This window comes from Micromonospora sp. WMMD558, from assembly GCF_049315255.1.
Classification (GTDB): domain Bacteria; phylum Actinomycetota; class Actinomycetes; order Mycobacteriales; family Micromonosporaceae; genus Micromonospora.
Window position 1 is genome coordinate 5699608 of record NZ_CP186061.1, and the last position, 21462, is coordinate 5721069.

At 74.5% G+C, this 21462-nt stretch carries 19 protein-coding genes; 16 read left to right on the forward strand and 3 right to left on the reverse strand.

What is annotated here, in order from left to right:
- Positions 1-55: 55 nt before the first annotated feature.
- Positions 56-2113 carry a DNA gyrase/topoisomerase IV subunit B gene (locus ACN26Y_RS27130; protein ID WP_155332985.1) on the reverse strand — a complete coding sequence of 686 codons (2058 nt, stop codon included), beginning with the start codon at positions 2111-2113 and terminating at the stop codon, positions 56-58.
- A gap of 303 nt (positions 2114-2416) precedes the next feature.
- Here ACN26Y_RS27130 and ACN26Y_RS27135 point away from each other — a divergent pair, with 303 nt between their 5' ends.
- The 3 genes from ACN26Y_RS27135 (at position 2417) to ACN26Y_RS27145 (ending at position 6147) form a co-directional block, all read left to right on the forward strand.
- A complete protein-coding gene (locus tag ACN26Y_RS27135) occupies positions 2417-3088 on the forward strand; it encodes a class I SAM-dependent methyltransferase (RefSeq protein WP_155332986.1) in 672 nt (223 codons plus the stop codon).
- Between the two features lie 722 nt (positions 3089-3810).
- Positions 3811-4395, forward strand: coding sequence for a hypothetical protein (locus ACN26Y_RS27140; RefSeq protein WP_422733735.1), 585 nt, complete (start codon positions 3811-3813; stop codon positions 4393-4395).
- Between the two features lie 492 nt (positions 4396-4887).
- Positions 4888-6147 carry a hypothetical protein gene (locus tag ACN26Y_RS27145; protein ID WP_155332988.1) on the forward strand — a complete coding sequence of 420 codons (1260 nt, stop codon included), beginning with the start codon at positions 4888-4890 and terminating at the stop codon, positions 6145-6147.
- A 100-nt stretch (positions 6148-6247) separates the two neighbouring features.
- On the opposite strand, the gene ACN26Y_RS27150 is transcribed toward ACN26Y_RS27145, so the two are convergent.
- Positions 6248-6850 (reverse strand): class I SAM-dependent methyltransferase, encoded by a 603-nt coding sequence (locus ACN26Y_RS27150; protein ID WP_366604382.1) that lies wholly within the window; start codon positions 6848-6850, stop codon positions 6248-6250.
- A gap of 231 nt (positions 6851-7081) precedes the next feature.
- On the opposite strand from ACN26Y_RS27150, the gene ACN26Y_RS27155 reads away from it, so the two are divergent.
- The 12 genes from ACN26Y_RS27155 (at position 7082) to ACN26Y_RS27210 (ending at position 19738) form a co-directional block, all read left to right on the forward strand.
- Positions 7082-8734 (forward strand): carbamoyltransferase, encoded by a 1653-nt coding sequence (locus tag ACN26Y_RS27155; protein ID WP_422733736.1) that lies wholly within the window; start codon positions 7082-7084, stop codon positions 8732-8734.
- Positions 8731-9732: a glycosyltransferase family 2 protein gene (locus ACN26Y_RS27160; protein WP_422733737.1), complete on the forward strand. Its 1002-nt coding sequence runs from the start codon at positions 8731-8733 to the stop codon at positions 9730-9732. Before ACN26Y_RS27155 ends, ACN26Y_RS27160 begins: the two co-directional genes overlap by 4 nt.
- Positions 9733-9770: 38 nt before the next feature.
- Positions 9771-11366 carry an HAD-IIIA family hydrolase gene (locus ACN26Y_RS27165; RefSeq protein WP_422733738.1) on the forward strand — a complete coding sequence of 532 codons (1596 nt, stop codon included), beginning with the start codon at positions 9771-9773 and terminating at the stop codon, positions 11364-11366.
- Between the two features lie 27 nt (positions 11367-11393).
- Positions 11394-12377, forward strand: a complete 984-nt coding sequence (locus ACN26Y_RS27170) for a glycosyltransferase (protein ID WP_155332992.1) — start codon at positions 11394-11396, stop codon at positions 12375-12377.
- Positions 12362-13579, forward strand: coding sequence for a glycosyltransferase (locus tag ACN26Y_RS27175; protein WP_155332993.1), 1218 nt, complete (start codon positions 12362-12364; stop codon positions 13577-13579). Before ACN26Y_RS27170 ends, ACN26Y_RS27175 begins: the two co-directional genes overlap by 16 nt.
- The gene (locus ACN26Y_RS27180; protein WP_155332994.1) at positions 13579-14373 is read left to right on the forward strand and encodes a D-sedoheptulose-7-phosphate isomerase; all 795 of its coding nucleotides are present in this window, start codon (positions 13579-13581) and stop codon (positions 14371-14373) included. Before ACN26Y_RS27175 ends, ACN26Y_RS27180 begins: the two co-directional genes overlap by 1 nt.
- A complete protein-coding gene (locus ACN26Y_RS27185) occupies positions 14370-15779 on the forward strand; it encodes a PfkB family carbohydrate kinase (protein WP_422733739.1) in 1410 nt (469 codons plus the stop codon). The genes ACN26Y_RS27180 and ACN26Y_RS27185 overlap by 4 nt, the downstream gene beginning before the upstream one ends.
- A 61-nt stretch (positions 15780-15840) precedes the next feature.
- Positions 15841-16539 carry an SDR family oxidoreductase gene (locus ACN26Y_RS27190; RefSeq protein WP_155332996.1) on the forward strand — a complete coding sequence of 233 codons (699 nt, stop codon included), beginning with the start codon at positions 15841-15843 and terminating at the stop codon, positions 16537-16539.
- Complete coding sequence (locus ACN26Y_RS27195) at positions 16536-17507, forward strand: glycosyltransferase family 9 protein (protein WP_422733740.1); 972 nt, start codon at positions 16536-16538, stop codon at positions 17505-17507. Before ACN26Y_RS27190 ends, ACN26Y_RS27195 begins: the two co-directional genes overlap by 4 nt.
- 53 nt (positions 17508-17560) lie before the next feature.
- Positions 17561-18415, forward strand: a complete 855-nt coding sequence (locus tag ACN26Y_RS27200; protein ID WP_422733741.1) for an alpha/beta fold hydrolase — start codon at positions 17561-17563, stop codon at positions 18413-18415.
- A 120-nt stretch (positions 18416-18535) separates the two neighbouring features.
- Positions 18536-19162 carry a hypothetical protein gene (locus tag ACN26Y_RS27205; RefSeq protein ID WP_155332999.1) on the forward strand — a complete coding sequence of 209 codons (627 nt, stop codon included), beginning with the start codon at positions 18536-18538 and terminating at the stop codon, positions 19160-19162.
- 213 nt (positions 19163-19375) lie between these two features.
- A complete protein-coding gene (locus ACN26Y_RS27210; RefSeq protein ID WP_155333000.1) occupies positions 19376-19738 on the forward strand; it encodes a hypothetical protein in 363 nt (120 codons plus the stop codon).
- 92 nt (positions 19739-19830) lie between these two features.
- Here ACN26Y_RS27210 and ACN26Y_RS27215 read toward each other — a convergent pair whose 3' ends face one another.
- Complete coding sequence (locus ACN26Y_RS27215) at positions 19831-20736, reverse strand: DUF72 domain-containing protein (RefSeq protein ID WP_155333001.1); 906 nt, start codon at positions 20734-20736, stop codon at positions 19831-19833.
- Between the two features lie 129 nt (positions 20737-20865).
- Between ACN26Y_RS27215 and ACN26Y_RS27220 the strand changes: the two genes are divergently transcribed.
- The gene (locus ACN26Y_RS27220; RefSeq protein WP_155333002.1) at positions 20866-21372 is read left to right on the forward strand and encodes a DinB family protein; all 507 of its coding nucleotides are present in this window, start codon (positions 20866-20868) and stop codon (positions 21370-21372) included.
- The last annotated feature ends 90 nt before the right edge of the window (positions 21373-21462 follow it).

The following is a 21462-nucleotide window of genomic DNA, read 5'->3' on the forward strand; positions in this document are numbered from 1 at the left end:
CAGCTTTCCCCTCGGACTGTCCCGGTGATCGTGCCTGCGGTCGCGGCGTGCCCGCTCATGCGTCGATCGCCTCCCGGTCGACCCGGTCGGCGGAGTCGATCAGCCAGTTGCGGCGGGGCTCGACCTTCTCGCCCATCAGCAGCTCCAGGATCTGCTCGGCCGCCTCGACGTCCTCCAGGGTGATCCGGCGGACCGCCCGGGTGGCCGGGTTCATCGTGGTCTCCCACAGTTCGTCGGCGTCCATCTCACCGAGGCCCTTGAACCGCGGGATCGGGGTGACGACCTGCTTGCCGGCCTTCTCCAGCCGGCGGACCGTCGACTCCATCTCCGCCTGGGTGTACGTGTAGATCGTCTGCGGGTTGCGCCCCTTGGTGGTGATCTTGTGCAGGGGCGGCATCGCCGCGTACAGCCGACCGGCCTCGATCAGCGGTCGCATGTACCGGGCGAAGAGCGTGATCAGCAGCGTACGGATGTGCGCGCCGTCCACGTCCGCGTCGGCCATGATCAGGACCCGACCGTACCGCAACGCCGACAGGTCGAACGTCCGCCCTGAGCCGGCGCCCAGCACCTGCACGATCGCCGCGCACTCGGCATTGTCCAGAACCTGCTGCAGGTTCGCCTTCTGCACGTTGAGGATCTTGCCGCGGATCGGCAGCAACGCCTGGTACTCCGACGAGCGGGCCATCCGGCTCGTGCCGAGGGCGCTGTCCCCCTCGACGATGAACAGCTCGCTGCGGTCCACACCGGTCGAACGGCAGTCGACCAGCTTCGCCGGCATCGACGCGCCCTCCAGGGCCGTCTTGCGGCGGGCCGCGTCCTTCTGCTGCTTCTGGGTGAGCCGGACGCGCGCCGCGTCGACGATCTTCTGCAGGACCGTGCGCGCCTCGGCCTTGGTCTTCCGGTCCTCCAGCCAGGCCTTGAGGTGCTGCTCCACGAGACCCTGGAGCACCTTCGTGATGCCGGCCGTGGACAGCTCGTCCTTGGTCTGGGAGGTGAACTGCGGCTCCGGGATCCGCACGTGCACCACCGCGGTCATGCCCTCGAGGATGTCGTCCAGGGTGGGCGGCTCCTCCTTGGCCTTGAGCAGGCCACGGGCGTTGCGGACGGCGTCGACGAGGGCGCGCGCCAGCGCCCGCTCGAAGCCCTTCCGGTGGGTGCCGCCGTGCGCGTTGCGGATCGTGTTGGTGAAGCACTCCACGGTGCGCTCGTAGCCGGTGCCCCAGCGGAACGCCACCTCGACCTCGGCGCGGCGCTGCACGTTGGACTGCATGACGCCGTTGGCGTCGGCCGCGTTCTCCCGGTACGTCCCCTCACCCGTCACCAGCAGCGTGCCGGACACCGGCCGGTCGCCGGACGGGGCGAGGAACTCCACCATGTCGGTCAGCCCGTTGGGGTAGTGGAACCGCTCCTCGACCGACTCCGCCCCGGTCTGGTCGCGCAGCAGGTAGCGGACGCCGGGCACCAGGAACGCCGTGTTGCGCAGCTTCATCCGCACGGCCTCGCCGTCCAGCGACGCGCCGGTCTCGAAGTAGCGCGGGTCGTGCCAGTAGCGGATCGACGTGCCGGTGCGCTGGCCGCGCTTCATCCCGCCGACCACCTGGAGCCCCGGGCCCGCCGTGAAGGGCGCGTCCGGCCCGTCGCCGTCGAAGACGCCGGGGACACCGTGCCGGAACGACATCGCGTGGACCTTGCCGCCGCGACGGACCGTCACGTCGAACCGGCGCGAGAGCGCGTTGACCGCCGAGGCGCCGACGCCGTGCAGGCCGCCCGACGTCTTGTAGCCCGAGCCGCCGAACTTCCCGCCCGCGTGCAGCCGGGTGAGCACCAGCTCGACACCCGAGATGCCGGACTTCGCGTGCACGTCGGTGGGGATGCCCCGACCGTCGTCGTCGACCTGGACCGAACCGTCTGCGTGCAGCGTGACCTCGATCGACGTCGCGTGACCGGCGACGCCCTCGTCGGTGGAGTTGTCGAGGATCTCGTTGACGAGGTGACCCACGCCACGGCTGTCGGTCGAGCCGATGTACATGCCGGGACGCTTGCGGACAGCGTCCAGCCCCTCGAGGTGCGTGAGGTCGTCGGCCCCGTACAGGGTCTCAGGCTCTGCGGTCAACTGGTCGTACTCCCAGGTCTCGGCGGTGTGGTGCCGCGGACGGCGGGCATCGGCCGGAAGCGGCGCGCCGGAGCGAGCCTAGCCGCCGGCCCCGACAACGCCCGGGAGCCCCGCTCGACCCGCCGCAACCGGCGCAACCGACCCGGCCTCCGGGTGATTCCGGCCGTGACCTAGGCGACACTCCTTCCCAGTCGGTCCACGTCGCGAAACCCCGCGGGAGGAGCGCGGCGGACCCGCCTGGCCCGCTACGCTGACCGGCGGTCGCGCCCCGGCGGGGGTGCCGGATCCCGCGGGAGGCCACCGGTGACGCACGAGGGCGCGGCGGACCGGTTCGCGGCGGACCGGCTGGCGGCGGAATCCCTCGCCGCCGGCGACCCGACCGGCTGGTTCGACCGGCTGTACACCGAGGCGGCACACGGCGACGCCGTCGTCCCCTGGGACCGGGACGCGCCGCACGGGCTGCTGGTCGACTGGACCGGCCGGCACCGGCCGTCCCCGGGCGGCCCGGCCGTCGTGGTCGGCTGCGGCTACGGCCGCGACGCGGAACACCTCGCCACCCTCGGCTACCGCACAATCGGTTTCGACATCTCCCACACCGCCGTCGAGACGGCCCGGCAGCGGCACCCCGGCTCGCCGGTCGACTACCGAAGCGCCGACCTGCTCGCCCCTCCCCCGGCCTGGCGGCACGGCTTCGACCTGGTGGTGGAGAGCATGACGGTGCAGGCGCTGCCACCCGAGATCCGGGCGGCCGCGATCCGCGCCGTCGGCGACCTGGTCGCCCCGGACGGCACCCTGCTCGTGATCGCCGCCGGCCGCGCCGAGGACGAGGATCCGCCGGCCGGACCGCCCTGGCCGTTGACCCGGGCCGAGGTCGACGCGTTCGCCGCGGGCGGCCTGACCGCCGTCCGGGTCGAGGACTTCGAAGACCCCGCCGGCGTACGCCGCTGGCGCGCCGAGTTCCACCGACCCGCCTGACCGGGCCGCTCAGCGGCCCCGACGACGCCGGCATCACCCGGTCCGGCCGCGCGCCGCACTGACACCGGCATCGCGCCGTCCGGCCGCGGTTGTGGTGTCTCGCGTCGGTGCCGGGTGCGGTCGTGGTTGCGGTGGGGGGTGTGGCCCGCCGTGCCCGGCTCCGGGCGGTCAGGCTTGATCCCTGCGCCGGTCACGGCGGGCCACACCCCTGACCTGGTCCTGATCCGCCGGTGGGTGCCGGCTCAGCCCGGTTGGGGCGAGATCTTGGAAGGATATGGCCCCTGGACGGGCCGAATCCTTCCATGATCTCGATGTTCCACCTGCGTGTGCTGGGTGGTGTGTCCGGTTCGGGTGTGCCGTGTCACGCCCGGGTGTCGGGTTTTGGGGGTGTGGTCGGCGGCATCGTGGGGGTGGAATGGTGGCGGGGGCCGGGTCGTTACATCACCTGGACGATCGAGTAGGGCCGCCCACCCGAGCGGGTGGGGCATGGGTCCTCGGGCCCGGCCGGAATGATGGCGGGCCGGCGGTCGTTACATCTGGACCCGGCACCACGAGGGCCCCGGCCCCGGTTCGCCGGTCTTTCGATCACCACCTGCCCGCCCCCCCTTGGGCCTGGTGGTCATCCCCTGAATGTCTGTGAGCGCCGGACGGTGCTTGCGTCACCACACCCCTTGTCCCCCCTTTGCGGGTGGGTGGCGCCTTCCCCCGAATGGAGCTTGATCATGAACTCGAAGCTGCTGCGTAAGAGCGTTCTCGGTATCGCTGGTCTGGCCTTCGCCGGTGGCATGGTCGCCGGCCCCGCCACCGCCGCCCCGTCGGTGGAGTCCAAGCCGGTCGCCGCCACGGTGCTGGCCGACAAGGCGGACAAGAGCAAGCTGATCCCGCACGGTGTGCAGGGCAAGCAGTCCCGCATCGACCTGGACGACGAGCAGACCGCGAATGTGAAGGCGATCATCGCGGCGACGAAGAAGGCCGACATGGACGAGCGGGCCGCCGTGGTGGCCATCGCCACCGCGCTGCAGGAGTCGAAGCTGGTCAACCTGGGTCACCTGGGTGAGCGCAACGACCACGACTCGCAGGGACTGTTCCAGCAGCGCCCCTCCAGCGGGTGGGGCACGGTCGAGCAGATCACCGACCCCGAATACTCCACGCTGGCGTTCCTCAAGGGTCTCAAGCAGGTCGACGGCTGGCAGGACATGCCGCTGACCAAGGCCGCCCAGACCGTACAGGTGTCGGCCTACCCGTTCCACTACGCCCAGTGGGAGACCCAGGCCGCCGACCTCGTCGCCGAGCACTGGAACAACTGACCCACAGTCTTTCCTCGACAGGGGGAACCACGCCGCTGGCCGGCATCCGGGTTCGGGTGCCGGCCAGCGGCGTCCGCACACCCCGTCTGAGTCGGTGCGGGTTGGCCGGGGCGGGCGGGCGGAGCCGGACCGGGTCGGGGGTGGGGCCCGCCGTGCCCGGCGCAGGGATCAAGCCTGACCGCCCGGAGCCGGGCACGGCGGGCCCCACCCCACCACCGCAACCACCAACAGAGCCCAACCCACCGACGAACCCCAGCCCCGCCCACCGACGAACCCCAGCCCCGCCCACCGACGAACCCGAATTCGGCACACGGGCGAACTCCAGCCCAGGTCAGCCGCGGCCTCAGCCCGGCACGGACGGGGGCGCGAGAGCGACCGGACGTGTCTGCCGAGGAACGAAGTCGTGACATCCCATTGACGTCCGTCACGTGAAGGTGATCTGATCGCAGACCCAGAGGATCTTTCACATTTCCATGGACGGATGGGGGCGCCATGTCCAGGTTGCGGCGTACAGTCCTCGCGGCGGGGCTCGCCGTCGTCACGGCGGCACTGTCCACGGCGGTCGTGGCGACCGCGCCGGCGACCGCGGCGCTCCCCACCGCCGCCGTGGCGCTCGGGGACAGCTTCGTCAGCGGTGAGGGCGCCGGGGCGTACACGGCGGTGGTCGACGTCAACGGCACCGCCCAGGGTTTCCCCGGCTGGCGGGCGGCGAACAGCAACGCGTACTTCTGCCACCGCTCGGCGAACGCCTCACTGCACCAGGCGAGCCTCCCCGGCATCCAGGACCGGTTCAACCTGGCGTGCTCCGGGGGCCAGCCGCACGACATCGCCGCCGCCTCGTCGGCCCGCGCCAACGGGCGGCAGGTCGCGGCGCAGCTCGACCAGCTCCGGGCGGTGGGGCGCACCCACGACATCGACGTGGTCCTGCTGGGCCTCGGGTCGAACAACAGCTCCTTCACCTTCGGCGACGTGGCCGAGAAGTGCGCCAACCGGTTCATCGCGGACGCGTGGACCGGCTGGTGGGAGTTCTGGGCGTACCTGAACGGGCCGGTGGAGCAGAAGCCCTGCGCGGACGCCGACCTGGCCACGGCGGCGCAGTTCGACGCCGCGACCGCGGAGACCGTCGCCGCGGTACGCCAACTCCTCGCCACGCTCCGCGAGATCGACGCGGACGGCCAGCACCGGGTCGTGTTCCAGGACTACACCAACCCGCTGCCGCTGGACCTGTACCCGAGTTTCCACACCGAGGACAGCCGGGACGACACCCGGGACAAGTTCCGCGCGCTGGGCGCCGAACGGTACGCGGCCGGCTGCCCGATCCACCGTGCCAGCCTGCCGCCGGGTCACCGCTTCTCCCAGGGGCTCGGCACGCTGGTGAGGTCCACGCGCGACGCTGTCGCCGCCGAGTTCCCCGGCGCCGACCTGGTCTACCTGAACGTGCAGCGGGCGTTCGACGGCGCCCGGCTCTGCGAGACGGCCGCCAGCCCGACGGGCGCCCTGGCCACCCCGATCCGTCTCCAGGACGACCCGCCGACCGGCGTCTTCGTCACCAGCCTCTCCGGGTACGACAAGATCGCCATCCAGCGCATCGCGAACGTGTGCGTGACGTACTTCCAGACCTGCCAGGAGTCGTGGCATCCGAACGCCGCCGGTCACCAGGTGCTGGGCCGGTGCCTGACTGGCGCCGCCACCACCGCCGCCCGGAACGTTTCCTGCGTCCGCAACCCGGACGGCTCGATCACCGTCTCCTGACGCTCACTGCCACCCCGGAAACACGTTGGTCATAGGTTGGCGGCGACGTCGATCGCGGAAACCCCGCCGACCTCATGACCAACGCGACCCGGGGGCGCGGTCACCGGCGTACTGCGGTGCCGAGCACGTGCGGTGTGGCCGGCAGCGGGACCGCCGTCTCCGGGAACGGGAAGCGGTCCAGTTCGGTGATGTGGAAACCGGCCTCCCGGATCGCCGCCGCCGTGTCGCGGCCGGTGTGGCAGCCGCCGCACACCAGCGGCCAGACGGTCGCGTCGACCACCCGCTGCACCCGGCGCAGGCCGGGGCTCTGCGCGCGTACGTGCTCGAAGAAGCGCACCTGCCCGCCCGGCCGCAGGACCCGGCGGGCCTCACGCAGCGCGGCGGCCTGGTCGGCGACCGAGCAGAGCACCAGGGACAGGACGACGGCGTCAGCGGTCCCGTCCGCCACCGGGAGGTCCTCGGCGGTCCCGTCGACCACCTCCACCGGCACGGGGGCGGACGCGGCGGCGACGCGCGCCGCCGCCCGCAGCCGGGGCTCGGGTTCGACGGCCAGCACGTGGCCGACGGCCGGCGGGTAGTGCGCGAAGGCGCGGCCGTTGCCCGCGCCCACCTCGACCACCCGGCCGCTCAGGCCGGCGACCAGCCGGCGCCGGTGCACGGCCACCCCGGCGCGGTCCATCGCGTCCGTCGCTCGTGGATACATCCGGGCGAAGAGTGGACGGGAGTAGCGGGACATCGAACCCCTCCGGACGTCGACGGGCGGAGCGTGACCGGACCTCCGTAACGGTAGCCCGCGGCGACCAGGCACTCCGGTCACCGCCTGCTGACCGGATGTGACCATGCGTCAACCGGCCTCCGCACGCGACGGACCGGCGGTCCGGAGAAGACGATGATCTACAGGTTAGCGGGAGAAGCCGAGGGTAGGGGACCTGTCATGCGGGTCCTTGGAATCAACGCGATCTTCCACGATCCGGCGGCAGCCCTCGTGGCCGACGGCCGGGTGGTGGCCGCTGCCGAAGAGGAGCGGTTCAGCCGTCGCAAGCACGGGAAGCGTCCCGTGCCCTTCTCCGCGTGGGAGCTTCCGGAGCTCTCCGCCGCCTGGTGCCTGGCCAGCGCCGGGCTGGACGTCGACGACCTCGATGCCGTCGCCTACTCGTTCGACCCGGGCCTGTGCCGCCCGGCGGAGAGCCTCGGGCTCGCCGACCCCTGGGACTGGCTGCGCGTCGAGTACGCGCAGCGCGCCCCGCAGTTCCTCGCCGCTGCCCTGCCCGGCCTCGACCCGGCGAAGGTGCGGTTCGTCCCGCACCACGTGGCGCACGCCGCCTCCGCCGGGCTGGCCGCCCCACCGGGCGGCGACGACACCGCCGTGCTGGTCCTCGACGGGCGCGGCGAGGTGGCCAGCCACCTCGCCGGGGTCTACGCCGACGGCCGGCTCAAGCCCCTGTACGCGCAGGAGCTGCCGCACTCCCTCGGCCTGCTCTACGAGGACCTGACCCGTCACCTGGGCTTCCTGCACTCCAGCGACGAGTACAAGGTGATGGCGCTGGCGTCGTACGGCGAGCCGAAGCACCTCGGCCTGCTCCGCGACCTGATCCGGGTCACCCCGGAGGGCGGCTTCACCGTCGAGCGCATCGACTGGGCGAGCCTGGCGAAGGCGCGTACCGCCGACGGTGAGATGACCGGCGACCACGCCGACCTGGCCGCCAGTGTGCAGGCCCGGCTGGAGGAGGTCGTCCTCGACCTGGCGAGCTGGGTGTACGACGCGTCCGGCGGCGCCTCCACCATCGCGATGGCCGGCGGGGTGGCCCTGAACTGCGTCGCGAACGCACGCCTGGCCGCGCAGGGCCCGTTCCGGCACGTCTGGGTGCAGCCGGCGGCCGGCGACTCGGGTACGGCGCTGGGCGCCGCCCTGCACGTGGCCCGCGACCTCGGTGACCGGCCGGTGCCGATGGGCGGCGCGGACCTGGGTCGTGGCTGGTCGGACGAGGAGCTGGAGGCCGAGCTGCGTCGGGCCGCCCTGCCCTACTTCCGGCCCGACTCGATCGCCGCCGAGGCCGCCCGGGTCCTCGCCGACAACGGCATCGTCGCCTGGTACCAGGGGCGCAGCGAGTACGGCCCGCGGGCCCTCGGCCACCGGTCGCTGCTCGCCCACCCCGGTGACCCGGCCACCACCGCCCGGATGAACGACGTGAAGGGTCGCGAGCAGTTCCGCCCGATCGCCCCGATGGTCCGCGCCGAGCGGGCCGCCGAGGTCTTCGAGGGGGTCTTCCCCAGCCCGTACATGCTCTTCGTCCACAACGTGAAGCCGGAGTGGCGGGACCGCATCCCGGCGGTCACCCACGTCGACGGCACCGCCCGGGTGCAGACCGTGCACGCCGACACCGAACCGCTGGTCGCGGAGATGCTGGCCGGGTTCGAACGGCTCACCGGGCTGCCGGTGGTGGTGAACACGTCGCTGAACACCGCCGGTCGGCCGATGGTCGACACGCCCCGCGAGGCGATGGAGCTGTTCGGCTCCGCACCGGTGGAGCTGCTGGCGATGGGCCCGTTCGCGGTGCGGCGTGGCGCGCTGGGCGGTGGCCGGTGATCAGCGTCGTGGTGCCGACGCTCGGCCGGCCGAGCCTCGCGGTGCTCCTCGACGCGCTCGCGGCACAGGTCGGCGAGCTGCCCGACCCGGAGATCCTGCTGGTCGACGACCGCGGCGACGCCGCCGGTGAGCTGGCGGTGCCGGGGGCGCTGTCCGCGTACGCGAAGGTGCTGACCGGGCCCGGCGCGGGGCCGGCGGCGGCCCGCAACCTGGGCTGGCGCGTTGCCCGCTCCCCCTGGATCGTCTTCCTGGACGACGACGTGGTGCCGGCGGCCGACTGGGCCCGCCGGCTGGTCGCGGACCTCGCGGTCGGTGACCGCGTCGGCGGTGTGCAGGGCCGCGTCGAGGTGCCGCTGCCGGCGGACCGCCGCCCCACGGACTGGGAGCGTGGGACCGCCGGGCTCGCCGTCAGCGCGTGGATCACCGCCGACATGGCGTACCGGCGGGCGGCGCTGGCCGCGGTCGGCGGGCTCGACGAGCGGTTCCCGCGGGCCTACCGGGAGGATGCCGAGCTGGCCCACCGGGTCCGGCGGGCGGGTTGGGACCTGGTCCGCGGGCAGCGGTCGGTGACCCATCCGGTACGCCCCGAGGACCGCTGGGTCAGCCTGCGTGTGCAGCGCGGCAACGCCGACGACGCGCTGCTGCGCCGCCTGTACGGGCCGACCTGGCGCGCGGACCTGGACCTGCCGCCGGGCCGGCGGCCCCGGCACGTCGCGGTCACCGCCGCCGGCGCCGTCGCGGTGGTCGCCGCCGCGCTGTCGCGCACCACCACGGGTACGCGCCGGCGGCTGCTCGGCGTGGTCGCGGCGGCCGGCGCGGCGGGCTGGGCGGCGGGTACGGCGGACTTCGCCCGTGCTCGCGTCGCGCCCGGGCCGCGCACCGCCGACGAGGTGACCACGATGCTGTTGACCAGCGCTCTGATCCCTCCGCTGGCGGTGACGCACTGGCTACGCGGCTGGTGGCGCGCGCGTGGCGAACGTCGCCAGGCGGCCGGGTGATGTTTCAGCCATCACTTGCCACGGGCAACAGATGCCGCATGGAAATCAATCCGGGTGGTCCGCGCCTGTTCGATGCGGTGTTGCTGGACCGGGACGGGACGTTGGTCGAGGACGTGCCGTACAACGGGGACCCGGAGAAGGTGCGGCCGGTGTCGGGTGCGCGGGCGGCGTTGGACGCGTTGCGGGCGGCGGGTCTGCGGCTGGCGGTGGTGACGAACCAGTCGGGGCTGGCGAAGGGGTTGTTCGACGAGGCGCAGATGCGGGCGGTGCACGCCCGGGTCGAGGAGTTGTTGGGGCCGTTCGACGCGTGGCTGGTGTGTCCGCACGACGACGCTGACGGGTGTGGCTGCCGTAAGCCGGCTGCGGGTCTGGTGCACGCCGCGGCTCGGGAGTTGGGTACGGTGCCGCGGCGGTGTGTGCTGGTCGGTGACATCGGTCGGGACGTGACCGCTGCTCTGGCGGCGGGGGCGCAGGCGGTGCTGGTGCCCACGCCGGTGACCCGCCCCGAGGAGATCGACGCCGCCGGCTGGGTCGCGCCGGATCTCCCCGCCGCGGTCACGGAGATTCTGCGCCGGCAGGCCGCCGTCGTGCCCCGCGAGCCCCGCCGCGCCGGCACGGTGCTGGTCGTGCGGTCCGACTCCGCCGGCGACGTCCTCGTCACCGGACCCGGCATCCGCGCCGTCGCCGCACACGCCGACCGCGTGGTGCTGCTGTGCGGGCCCCGCGGCCGCGCCGCCGCCGACCTGCTACCCGGCGTCGACGCCATCATCGAACACCGCCTGCCCTGGATCGACCCCCACCCCGACCCCGTCGACCCCGACGACATCACCACCCTCACCACCACCCTCGCCGCCGTCGCCGCCGACGAAGCGGTCATCTTCACCAGCTACCACCAGTCACCGCTACCCCTGGCCCTGCTGCTACGCACCATCGGTGTCCACCGGATCTCGGCGATCAGCGACGACTACCCCGGCGCCCTGCTCGACGTGCGCCACCGCGTCCCCACCGGCGTACCCGAACCCGAACGCGCCCTCTCCCTCGCCGCCGCCGCCGGCTACGCCCTGCCCGCCGACGACGAACCCGCCCTCCGGCTGCGCGTCGACCGGTGCGACAGCCCGGTGGAGACGCTGCACCCGGCCCTGGCCGAGCCCGGCTACGTCGTCGTGCATCCCGGCGCGTCGGTGCCCGCGCGCGCCTGCCCGCCCCGGCGGTGCGCCGACGTCGTCGCCGCGCTCGCCGACGCCGGGCACCGGGTGGTGGTCACCGGCGCACCGGACGAGCGGGAGCTGACCGCGTACGTCGCCGGGGACCGCGCCGTCGACCTGGGCGGCCGTACCCCGCTGGCCGGCCTGGCGCGGGTGCTCGCCGGCGCCCGCGCGGTGGTGGTGGGCAACACCGGCCCGGCCCACCTGGCGGCGGCGGTCGGAACGCCCGTGGTCAGCCTGTTCGCCCCGACCGTCCCGTTCGGGCAGTGGGGGCCGTGGGGCGTGCCGACCGTACGCCTCGGCGACGCCACCGCCGGCTGCCGGAACACCCGCGCGTCGTCCTGTCCGGTACCCGACCACCCCTGTCTCGCCGGCCTCGACCCCGGTGACGTGGTCGACGCGGTCCGCGTGCTCGTGCCGTCCCGCTGAACCCCGAGACACCCGCTGAGGAGAGGCATGAACATCCTGCTCTGGCACGTGCACGGCTCGTGGACGACGTCCTTCGTCCACGGCCGGCACCGCTACCTGGTGCCGGTCACGCCCGACCGGGGCCCGTACGGCCTCGGGCGGGCCCGCACCTACCCCTGGCCGGACCGGGCGGTGGAGGTGACCCCGCAGGACCTGGCGAACGCCGAGGTGGATGTGGTGATCCTGCAACGCCCCGAGGAGTACGACCTCGCGGCGCAGTGGCTCCGCCGGCGGCCGGGACGGGACGTGCCGGCGATCTACGTCGAACACAACACGCCCAAGGGCGACGTTCCGAACACCCGCCACCCGATGGCCGACCGCGAGGACCTGCTGGTCGCCCACGTCACCCACTTCAACGAGCTGTTCTGGGACACCGGCGCCACCCGTACCGCGGTGATCGAGCACGGCATCGTGCCGCCGCACGTCGAGTGGAGCGGCGGCCTGGACCGGCTCGCCGTCGTGACCAACGAACCGGTACGCCGCTGGCGGGTCACCGGCACCGACCTGATGCCGCGCTTCGCCGAGGTCGGCCCGCTGGACGTGTTCGGCATGGGGGTGGCCGGGCTGCCCGACGCGCTGGCCCGGGCCGGTTTCCCCGACCTTCCGGTGACCGGGTACGACGACCTGCCGCAGGACCGGATGCACGCCGAGGTGGCCCGGCGGCGGGCGTACCTGCACCTGTGCCGGTGGACGTCGCTGGGCCTCAGCCTGATCGAGGCGATGGCGATGGGCATGCCGGTGATCGCCCTGGCCACCACGGAGGCCGTGGACGCGGTGCCGGCCGACGCGGGAGTGCTCGCCACCCGGGTCGACACCCTCGTCGAGGCCGCCCGGTGGTTGATGACGGACCGCGACGCGGCCTCCCGGTTGGGCGCGCGAGGTCGCGAGGTGGCGAAGGAACGGTTCGGGCTCGGACGGTTCCTCGCCGACTGGGACCGGCTGATGGAGGAGGAAACATGCGCATCGCGATGATCTCGGAGCACGCGAGCCCGTTGGCTGTTCTCGGCGAGGAGGACGCGGGCGGGCAGAACACCCACGTGGCGGAACTGGCCGCCGCGCTGGTCGGCGAGGGGCACGACGTCCGCGTCTACACCCGCCGCGACTCCACCACGCTGCCGGACACCGTGTCCACGGCGGACGGTTACCAGGTGTGCCACGTGCCGGCCGGCCCGGCGCTGCGGGTGCCGAAGGACGACCTGCTGCCGTACATGGGTGAGTTCGGCCGCTGGCTCGCCGGCCAGTGGCGCGACGGGGACTGGACACCGGACGTGGCGCACGCGCACTTCTGGATGAGCGGGCTGGCGACCCTGCACGCCGGCCGCCGGACCCGGGTGCCGGTGGTGTTGACGTACCACGCGCTCGGCACCGTCAAGAAGCGGCACCAGGGTGCCAGGGACACCAGCCCACCGGGCCGGATCGGCTACGAACGGGCGTTGGGGCGGGCCGCCGACCGGGTGATCGTGCAGTGCCAGGACGAGATCGGCGAGCTGGTCCGGCTGGGTGTGCCGCGGTCCCGGATGGCGCTTGTCCCCTCCGGCGTCAACCAGGAGATGTTCCGCCCGGACGGGCCGGTCGCCCCGCGCGACCCGGCCCGGCAACGGATCATCACGGTCGGCCGGATGGTCGAGCGCAAGGGCTTCCCGGAGGTGGTCCGGGCCATGCCCGCGGTGCCGGACGCCGAGTGCGTGATCGTCGGCGGGCCCCCCGCCGAGCAGCTCCCGGCCGACGCGTTCGCCCGCCGGCTCGGCGCGCTCGCCGAGTCCTGCGGGGTGGCGGACCGGGTGAAGCTGGTCGGCGCGGTGCCCCGGGAGGAGATGGGCCGCTGGTACCGGTCGGCCGACCTGCTGGTCGCCGCCCCCTGGTACGAGCCGTTCGGGCTGACCCCGCTGGAGGGCATGGCCTGCGGCGTGCCGGTGGTGGGCACGGACGTCGGCGGCATCTCCGACACGGTCGTCGCCGGCCTGACCGGCGACCTCGTACCGCCACGGGACCACCGGGCGCTGGGCGCGGCGATCCGCCGCCTGCTCGCGGACAAGGTGCGCCGGTTCGCGTACGCGACGGCGGCGCTGGACCGCATCCGCAGCCGGTACTCCTGGAAGCGTTGCGCCGAACAGCTCGGCGCCGTGTACGCCGCGGTGACCGCCGCCGGCCGTCCCACCCCGGCGGTGGCCTGATGACGGCGGGCCTGTCCACCCTCGACAGCCACCTTGCGAACCTGGCCGCGGCGCTGCTGCCGTACCGGCAGGTGGCGGAGCGGCTCTCCGGTTGGGGAACGGAACTGGCGTGGACGCTCGCGCGGGGCGGGCGCCTGCTCGTGGCGGGCAACGGCGGCAGCGCCGCCGAGGCGCAGCACCTCACCGCCGAACTCGTCGGCAAACTCCGCGACGACCGCCAACCCCTGTCCGCCATCGCCCTGCACGCCGAGACCAGCGCCGTCACCGCCATCGGCAACGACTACGGCTACGACGAGGTCTTCGCCCGCCAGGTCCGCGCCCACGGCCGCGACGGCGACATCCTCCTGCTCATGTCCACCAGCGGCGCCAGCCCCAACCTCCTGCACGCCGCCCACGCCGCCCACGACACCGGCCTGCGCTGCTGGGCCTTCACCGGCCCGACCCCGAACCCCCTCGCCGACCTCTGCGACGACGTCCTCGCGGTGCCGTCGCCGGACAGCCAGGTGGTGCAGGAACTGCACCTGGTCTCCAGCCACGTGCTCTGCGAACACGTGGACCGGGCACTGCCGCTGGTGCGGGACGTGCCTCGGGTGCCAGCGCCGCGCGGGCGTACCGAGCGGTTCGTCGACGGCCGCGTGCTGGCCACCGCCGGCCTCCCGACCGGCCCCGGCGCCAACGGACACGGTGCGAACGGACACGGTCCGACCGGGCACGGTGCGAACGGACACGGTCCACCGGGGCACACGGCCAACGGACACGACGGCGCCGGCCGGACGGACGGGGCGGACCGGTGAGCGGGCCGCTGGTGATCGTCGGTGACGCGCTGCTGGACCGCGACGTCGCCGGCACCGTCAGCCGGGTCTGCCCGGACGCCCCGGTGCCGGTGCTGGACGAGCGGTCGGCGACCGACCGGCCCGGCGGCGCGGGCCTCGCCGCGCTGCTCGCCGCCGCGCAGGGCACCGAGGTCGCCCTGGTGACCGCCCTCGCCGACGACCCGGCCGGGGCCCGCGTGGCGGAACTGCTCACGGCCGCCGGGGTGCGCGTCTACCCGCTGCGGATGCCGGGCGCCACGCCCGAGAAGATCCGGTTGCGGGCGGGCGGCCAGACACTGCTGCGGCTGGACCGGGGCGGCGAGCCGACGGCACCGGCCGAACCGCCCGAGGCGGCCCTGGCGGTCATCGCCGCCGCCGGAGGCGTCCTCGCCAGCGACTACGGACGCGGCGTGCTGCGGCAGCCGGCGCTGCGGGCCGCGCTGGCGGCGGCGTCCGCCCCGGTGGTGTGGGACCCCCATCCGAAGGGGCCGGCGGCCGTGCCGGGCGCCCGGCTCGTCACGCCGAACCTGGTCGAGCTGCGCCAGCTCACCGGCGACGCCGGTGCCGGCCCGGCGCTGTCGACCGCCACCCGGGCCGGGCACGAGCTGCGGCGGCGTTGGCGCGTCGGTGCGGTGGCGGTGACGACCGGCGCGGAGGGCGCGGTGCTGTGCCACTCCGGCAGCACCCCGCTGGTCGTGCCGCCGCCCTCCCCGGTGGCGAAGGTCGAGGACACCTGCGGTGCCGGGGACCGGTTCGCCGTGGCGGCCGCCGCCGCTCTCGCCGGCGGGGCGCTGGTCTCCGAGGCGGTCGGCGAGGCCGTCGCCGCCGCGTCGGCGTACGTGGCGGCGGGTGGCGCCGTCGGACTGCACCGCGAACCGGAGCGGCCCGTCCGGCCCGAGCCCGGCCCGGCCGAGCAGGTCGTGGCACGGGTACGCGCCGACGGCGGCACCGTCGTCGCGACCGGCGGCTGCTTCGACATCCTGCACGCCGGGCACGTCGCCACCCTCCAGGCCGCCCGCCGGCTCGGTGACGTGCTGGTCGTCTGCCTCAACTCCGACCGCAGCGTCCGGGGGCTGAAAGGCCCGGAGCGGCCGCTCAACACGGAGACCGACCGGGCGGCGCTGCTGTCCGCGCTGGACTGCGTGGACACGGTGGTGGTCTTCGACGAGCCCACACCCCACGCCGTGCTGTCGCGACTGCGCCCGGACATCTGGGTGAAGGGCGGCGACTACGCCGGCGACGGGGCGCCGGAACTGCCGGAGGCCGAACTGGTCCGCGGCTGGGGCGGCCGAATCGTCACGGTGCCCTACCTGGCCGGCCGGTCCACCACGGCCACCATCACCGCCGCGCGACAGCGCGGTGACCGACTCATCAAGGGAGCAGCATGAGCGAGCGGATCAGCCGGCTCGGTGCGGTGGCGCCGCAGGTCGTCGCCGGGAAGGCGGGGGCATGAGCAGGGAGCTGAACGGATCGGCGGTCCTGGTGACCGGGGGGTCGAGCGGGCTGGGCGCGGCGGTGGTCACCGCGGTCACCAAGGCCGGCGGGCGGCCGTACGTGCTGGACCGCCAGCCCCCGGCGGACGGGGTGCCGTGGGTGGAGTGCGACCTGGCCGACACCCGGGCCGCCGAGGCGGCCACCCGGCAGGTGCTGGAGCAGGCCGGCGGCGTGCTGACCGGCCTGGTCACCGCGGCCGGAATGGACGTGCCGGGCCGGCTGGCGGACGTGCCGGGCGAGACCTGGGACCGGATCGTCGCGATCAACCTGCTCGGCACGGCAGCGGTGGTGCGGGCCGCGCTGCCCGCACTGGAGGCCGCGCACGGCACGGTGGTGACCGTGGCGTCGACGCTGGGGGTGAAGGCGGTCAGTGACGCCACGGCGTACTGCGCGGCGAAGTTCGGGGTGGTCGGGTTCACCCGCGCCCTGGCCGCGGAGCTGGCCGGCACGGTGGGGGTGACCCTGCTGATCCCGGGTGGCATGCGCACGGCGTTCTTCGACCAGCGGGACGAGCGGTACAAGCCGGGGCCGGAGGCGATCCTCAACGATCCCGCCGACACCGCCGCGGCGGTGCTGTTCGCCCTGTCCCAGCCCGCCGGCTGCGCCGTGCGCGAGATGGTGGTCTGCGCCGAGCAGGAGTCGTCGTACCCGTGATCCTCGTCCTGCGCGCCCTGGGCGTCGGTGACCTCGCCACCGCCGTCCCGGCGCTGCGCGCCCTGCGCCGCGCCCACCCCGACCGGGAACTCGCCCTGGCCGCCCCGGCCTGGCTGGCCCCGCTGGTGAAGCTGATCGGGGGCGTCGACCGCCACGTCGACGCCCCCGGCCTCGGCCCGCTGCCCTGGACCGGCCCCGCCCCCGACCTCGCGGTCAACCTGCACGGGCGCGGCCCCCAGTCGCACCACATGCTCACCGCGACCCGACCCGGCCGGCTGCTCGCCTTCGCCAACCCCGACGCCGGCCACCACGACGGCCCGCCCTGGCGGGCCGACGAGCACGAGGTCGACCGGTGGTGCCGGCTGCTCGCCTGGTACGGCATCCCCACCGACCGCACCGACCTGGCCCTGACCCCGCCGAGCCCCGGGGCGCTGCCCGGCGCGGTGACGATCGTCCACCCCGGAGCGAAGGCGCCGCACCGGCGCTGGCCGGCGGAGCGGTTCGCCGCCGTCGCCCGCCACCTCACCGCCACCGGCCACCGGGTCGTCGTCACCGGCAACCGCGCGGAGCAGCGCCTGGCCCAGCAGATCGCCCACCTCGCCGGACTGCCCGACCACGCGATCCTCGCCGGCCGTACCGACCTGCACCACCTCGCCGCCCTCGTCGCCCACGCCCGACTCCTCGTCAGCGGCGACACCGGCATCGCCCACCTCGCCACCGCCTACCACACCCCGTCGGTCCTCCTCTTCGGCCCCGTCCCACCCGCCCAGTGGGGCCCACCACCCGACCGGACCTGCCACGAGGTCCTCTGGCGCGGTCCGGACGACGGCGGGCGGGCGGACGGCGTACCGCATCCGGCGCTGGCGGCGCTCGACGTGCCGGACGTGCTCGCGGCGGTGGAGCGGGTCGAACGCCGCGCAGCGGTCCCGGCGCCGGCGCGGTCGCCGGAGTGGCTCCCGGTCGGGTGACGGCCGTCACCCGCTGGTTACCCGTCGGTAGGCAAGGCCCGTAGATTGGCACCGTGAACGCGGAGTACCAGCAGGAGTTCGTCGACGTCGACGGGGCGCGTCTCGGCCTCCAGGTCTACCCCGAGCCGGACGACGGCGCCGACACCCTGGTGCTGATCTCCCCCGCCATGGGGGTCCCCGCCCGCTACTACCGGCCGTTCGCCACGGCCCTGCGCGCCGCCGGGACGGCCGTCGCGATCGCCGACCTGCGTGGCACCGGCACGAGCACGCCACCGCCGAGCCGCGCCTGCCGCTACGGGTACGCCGACCTGGCCACCGACGTCGGCGCCGTCCTCGCGGCGCTGAAGGAACGCCGGGACGGCCGGCGGACCGTCCTGCTCGGTCACTCCCTCGGCGGTCAGGCGGCCCTGTTGCACCTCGCGCTGCACGAGGGACACGACGTCGACGGGCTGGCGCTGGTCGCCGTGGGGGTGCCGTGGTGGCGCAGCTACCCGGGCCCGCGGGGGTACGGCGTCCTGCCGTACACGCAGGGCATCGCCGCCACCGCCCGGTTGCTCGGCGTGTGGCCCGGCTGGGGGTTCGGCGGCCGGCAGGCGCGCGGCGTGATCCGCGACTGGGCGCACACCGCCCGGACCGGCCGCTTCCCACGGCTGGACGGGGTGGACGCCGAGGCGGCCGTCCGCGAGATCCGCACCCCGGTGCTGGCGGTCAGCGTCGACGACGACCAGTACACGCCGCACGAGACGCTCGACCACCTGTGCGCCAAGCTCGTCGCGGCGCCCGTGGTGCGCGAGCGCTACACGGCGGCGCAGGCCGGGGCCCGGATGGACCACTTCACCTGGGTACGCGCGGCGGCTCCCCTGGCCGACCGGGTGGCCCGGTTCGCCGCCGACCTGCCGCAGGGCTGACCCCCGCCCCCCTTCTGCGGCGGCTTCGGTGACCGCGCGAGGTATCGGCGGTCGACGGACGGGGTTAGCGGCTCGGGCGGCGGGTATGCCGCACCGCCCGACACGGTGGAAGGGGATCAGATGTCCGAACGGCACACCGCGCTGCGCTCGATGCACGATCTGGGCCTGGCGGCCTGGTTCGGGGGCTCCCTGATGGGAGCGTTCGGGGTCAACGGCGGCGCGACACAGATCAGCGACTCGACCCAGCGACTGCCGGTGGCGTCGGCCGGGTGGGCCAAGTGGACGCCCGTCAACGCCGCGGCGATCGGCGCGCACCTCGCCGGCGCGGTCGGTGAGCTGGTGACGGAGAGCCCACGGGTGGCGGCCCAGGCGGGAGTGGGCCGGGCCAGCGGCCTGAAGACCGCGCTGACGGTGAGCGCGCTCGCGGTGACCGGCTACAGCCGGCTGCTCGGTATGAAACTGGAGAAGGCCGGCAATCCTCCGGTCGACGGCACGACCGAACCGAACCACTCCACGCCCTCGAACGTGGCGGCGGCCCAGCGGCAGATGAGGGTGCTCCAGTGGGCGGTCCCGGCGCTGACCGGGGCGCTGATCGTGGTCACCTCGTACATGGGGGAGCAGCAGAAGCCCGGACAGGTCTTCCGGGGCATGCTCGGACGGACCGGGTCGCTGGGCTCCATGAAGGGGATCGGCAAGATGGCGATGACGGGCGTGACCGGTCGCAGGATGGCGACGTCCGGCCGCTGACACGGGACGCTGCGCCCCGCCGGTTTCCTGGCGGGGCGCGCAGCCTTTCCCACGGCCGATCTTGCGCCGGACGCGGGTTCCCGGAGGCCGGTTCGCGGCGGCATGCGGCGTTCCTGAAGCCCGGTCTCCGGCGGGTGCGACGTTCCCGAAGGCATAACGACGACCGGGATGGGCAATCGGCCCGGGTAGCCGGACCAACCAGCGAGGTGGGCGATGACGGGCAGCAGCGGGCGGGACGACGGACGGCAGCCGGAGGCGGCCACGCCCTGGGTCACCCGGGACGGTTTCGACGCCGACCCGCCCTGGGGCGCGGGCGAGCACGATCCGATGGACGAGGGCAGCGAGGAGACCGCCGTACCCGAAGGGCGGCGCGGTGAACGCCGCGCCGGTGCGCCGGCCGGACCGTCGGGGCGGGCCGGCCGGCACGGCCTGGGGTCGGTCGAGCCGACGCGTACGCCGACGGCGGGTCCCGGCGCGCCGCCGGACCCGGCGCCGTCACGCCGACCGTTCCCCGACGACGCGGACATCGACATCCGCTCGGAGGACGCGCTGCGCACCCGCGGCCGGCGCTCCTGACCCGCTCGCGCCGCCTGGGCACGACGGGGCTTACGTGACGGGCCGCCCGGCTGCCAGCCGGTGCGGCTCCGACCGGCCGGTGGGGAGACCGGTCAACCGGAGCGGGCCGGCTCGGGCGGGCGGGCCGGCTCGACGCCGAGCAGGTCGGCGAGGCGGGCCGCGTCGCGCTGCGCCTGGTCGCCGCAGCAGTTGTTGAACAGCGCGTGCAGTTCGGCGCTCTGCCCGGCCAGCTCGACGAGCAGTTCCGCCCAGTGGCGCAGCTCCCGCTCACCGTAGGCGTAACGGAACTTCTCCTGCTTGTCGCCGGACTCCCAGGCGGTGCCGTGCCCGTGGAAGCGGACCACCGCGAGGTCGGCGGTCGCGACCGGGATCGGCGGCACCGACGAGGGGTGGCCCTGCGGCATGTCGACCGTGACGTGCGCGAGGCCGTGCTCGCGCAGGAAGGCGAGGGTGTCGAGGGCGGTGGCGCCGTCGAACCAGGAGCCGTGCCTGAGCTCCACGGCGACCGGCCAGGGCCGGCACCGCACTGCCAGCTCGGCGATCCGGCGCCGGGCGGCGTCGCCGTGGACCAGCCAGGGCGGGAACTGCAACAGCACGGCTCCGAGCCGCCCGGCCGCCGCGAGCGGGTCCAGCGCCGCCCGGAACCGGTCCCACAGCTCGTCGTACGCCCCGGGCGTCAGGTCCCGGCGGCGGACGCGGGCCGGGCCGCCCGCCGGGCGCAGGTCGGCCGGGAGCGCGTCGACCGGTGTCGGGTGCCCCGTGAACAGGCGGAACGCCTTGACGTCGAAGGTGAAGCCGTCCGGCGTCGCGGCGGCCCAGCCGTGGGTCGTCTCCGGTGCGGGCACCGCGTAGTACGACGTGTCCACCTCCACGAGCGGGAAGCGTCCGGCGTAGTGGGCCAGCCGGGTGGCGGGGGTGGTGGCGGACCGCGGATACCAGCCGGACCGCAGCAGCATCTGGTCCGCCCAGGACGCCGTGCCGACCTTGATGACACCCATGTAGTTAGTGGAACCCGGATCGGACGAACCGGCAACCGCAGGGCGAAAACCGGCAGCGTGGCGGCGGAGAATGTCGGTGCTCGCACCTATCGTCGGGGCTGTTCCCGACTTCGGCGAAGGGTGACCGCCATGACCGCTTCCGCACCGTCCGTCACCGGCGAGCGCGCCGACCTGCTGGCGAGCCTGCGCCGCCACCGCGGCTTCCTGCTGCAGACCGTGCAGGGCCTCAGCGACGAGCAGGCCGCCCTGCGCAGCACGGTCAGCGAGCTGTGCCTCGGCGGCCTCGTCAAGCACGTGGCGACCACGGAGGCCGCCTGGCTGCGCTTCGCGGTCGGCGGCGCCGACGCGATGGCCAGCGAGCCGGTGGACTGGCTCGGCCAGTTCCGGATGACCGAGGGCGAGACGCTCGCCGGCCTGCTCGACGCGTACGCCGAGGTGGCCGCCCGGACCGACGAGCTGGTCACCACGCTCGACCTGGACGGGTCCCACCCGCTGCCGTCGGCGCCGTGGTTCGAGCCCGGCGCGAGCTGGAGCGTCCGCCGGGTCCTGCTGCACGTCATCGCGGAGACCGCCCAGCACGCGGGGCACGCCGACATCCTCCGGGAGGCGATCGACGGCGCCAAGACGATGGGCTGAGCCGCAGCCCGGCCCCGGGCCGCCGTTCCGGTCCGGCGCACCCGGTGTGCGCCGTCGTTGTCCCAGGTCACTCTCTGCCCGTGTGACGCC

What these genes read in the sequence shown, in the direction of transcription:
- ACN26Y_RS27215 (WP_155333001.1), bottom strand. Translation starts at nt 20,736, where the DNA reads ATGGGTGTCATCAAGGTCGGCACGGCGTCCTGGGCGGACCAGATGCTG.
- ACN26Y_RS27220 (WP_155333002.1), top strand. Translation starts at nt 20,866, where the DNA reads ATGACCGCTTCCGCACCGTCCGTCACCGGCGAGCGCGCCGACCTGCTG.
- ACN26Y_RS27175 (WP_155332993.1), top strand. Translation starts at nt 12,362, where the DNA reads ATGCGCATCGCGATGATCTCGGAGCACGCGAGCCCGTTGGCTGTTCTC.
- ACN26Y_RS27150 (WP_366604382.1), bottom strand. Translation starts at nt 6,850, where the DNA reads ATGTATCCACGAGCGACGGACGCGATGGACCGCGCCGGGGTGGCCGTG.
- ACN26Y_RS27190 (WP_155332996.1), top strand. Translation starts at nt 15,841, where the DNA reads ATGAGCAGGGAGCTGAACGGATCGGCGGTCCTGGTGACCGGGGGGTCG.
- ACN26Y_RS27155 (WP_422733736.1), top strand. Translation starts at nt 7,082, where the DNA reads ATGCGGGTCCTTGGAATCAACGCGATCTTCCACGATCCGGCGGCAGCC.
- ACN26Y_RS27165 (WP_422733738.1), top strand. Translation starts at nt 9,771, where the DNA reads ATGGAAATCAATCCGGGTGGTCCGCGCCTGTTCGATGCGGTGTTGCTG.
- ACN26Y_RS27140 (WP_422733735.1), top strand. Translation starts at nt 3,811, where the DNA reads ATGAACTCGAAGCTGCTGCGTAAGAGCGTTCTCGGTATCGCTGGTCTG.
- ACN26Y_RS27205 (WP_155332999.1), top strand. Translation starts at nt 18,536, where the DNA reads ATGTCCGAACGGCACACCGCGCTGCGCTCGATGCACGATCTGGGCCTG.
- ACN26Y_RS27210 (WP_155333000.1), top strand. Translation starts at nt 19,376, where the DNA reads ATGACGGGCAGCAGCGGGCGGGACGACGGACGGCAGCCGGAGGCGGCC.
- ACN26Y_RS27180 (WP_155332994.1), top strand. Translation starts at nt 13,579, where the DNA reads ATGACGGCGGGCCTGTCCACCCTCGACAGCCACCTTGCGAACCTGGCC.
- ACN26Y_RS27145 (WP_155332988.1), top strand. Translation starts at nt 4,888, where the DNA reads ATGTCCAGGTTGCGGCGTACAGTCCTCGCGGCGGGGCTCGCCGTCGTC.
- ACN26Y_RS27170 (WP_155332992.1), top strand. Translation starts at nt 11,394, where the DNA reads ATGAACATCCTGCTCTGGCACGTGCACGGCTCGTGGACGACGTCCTTC.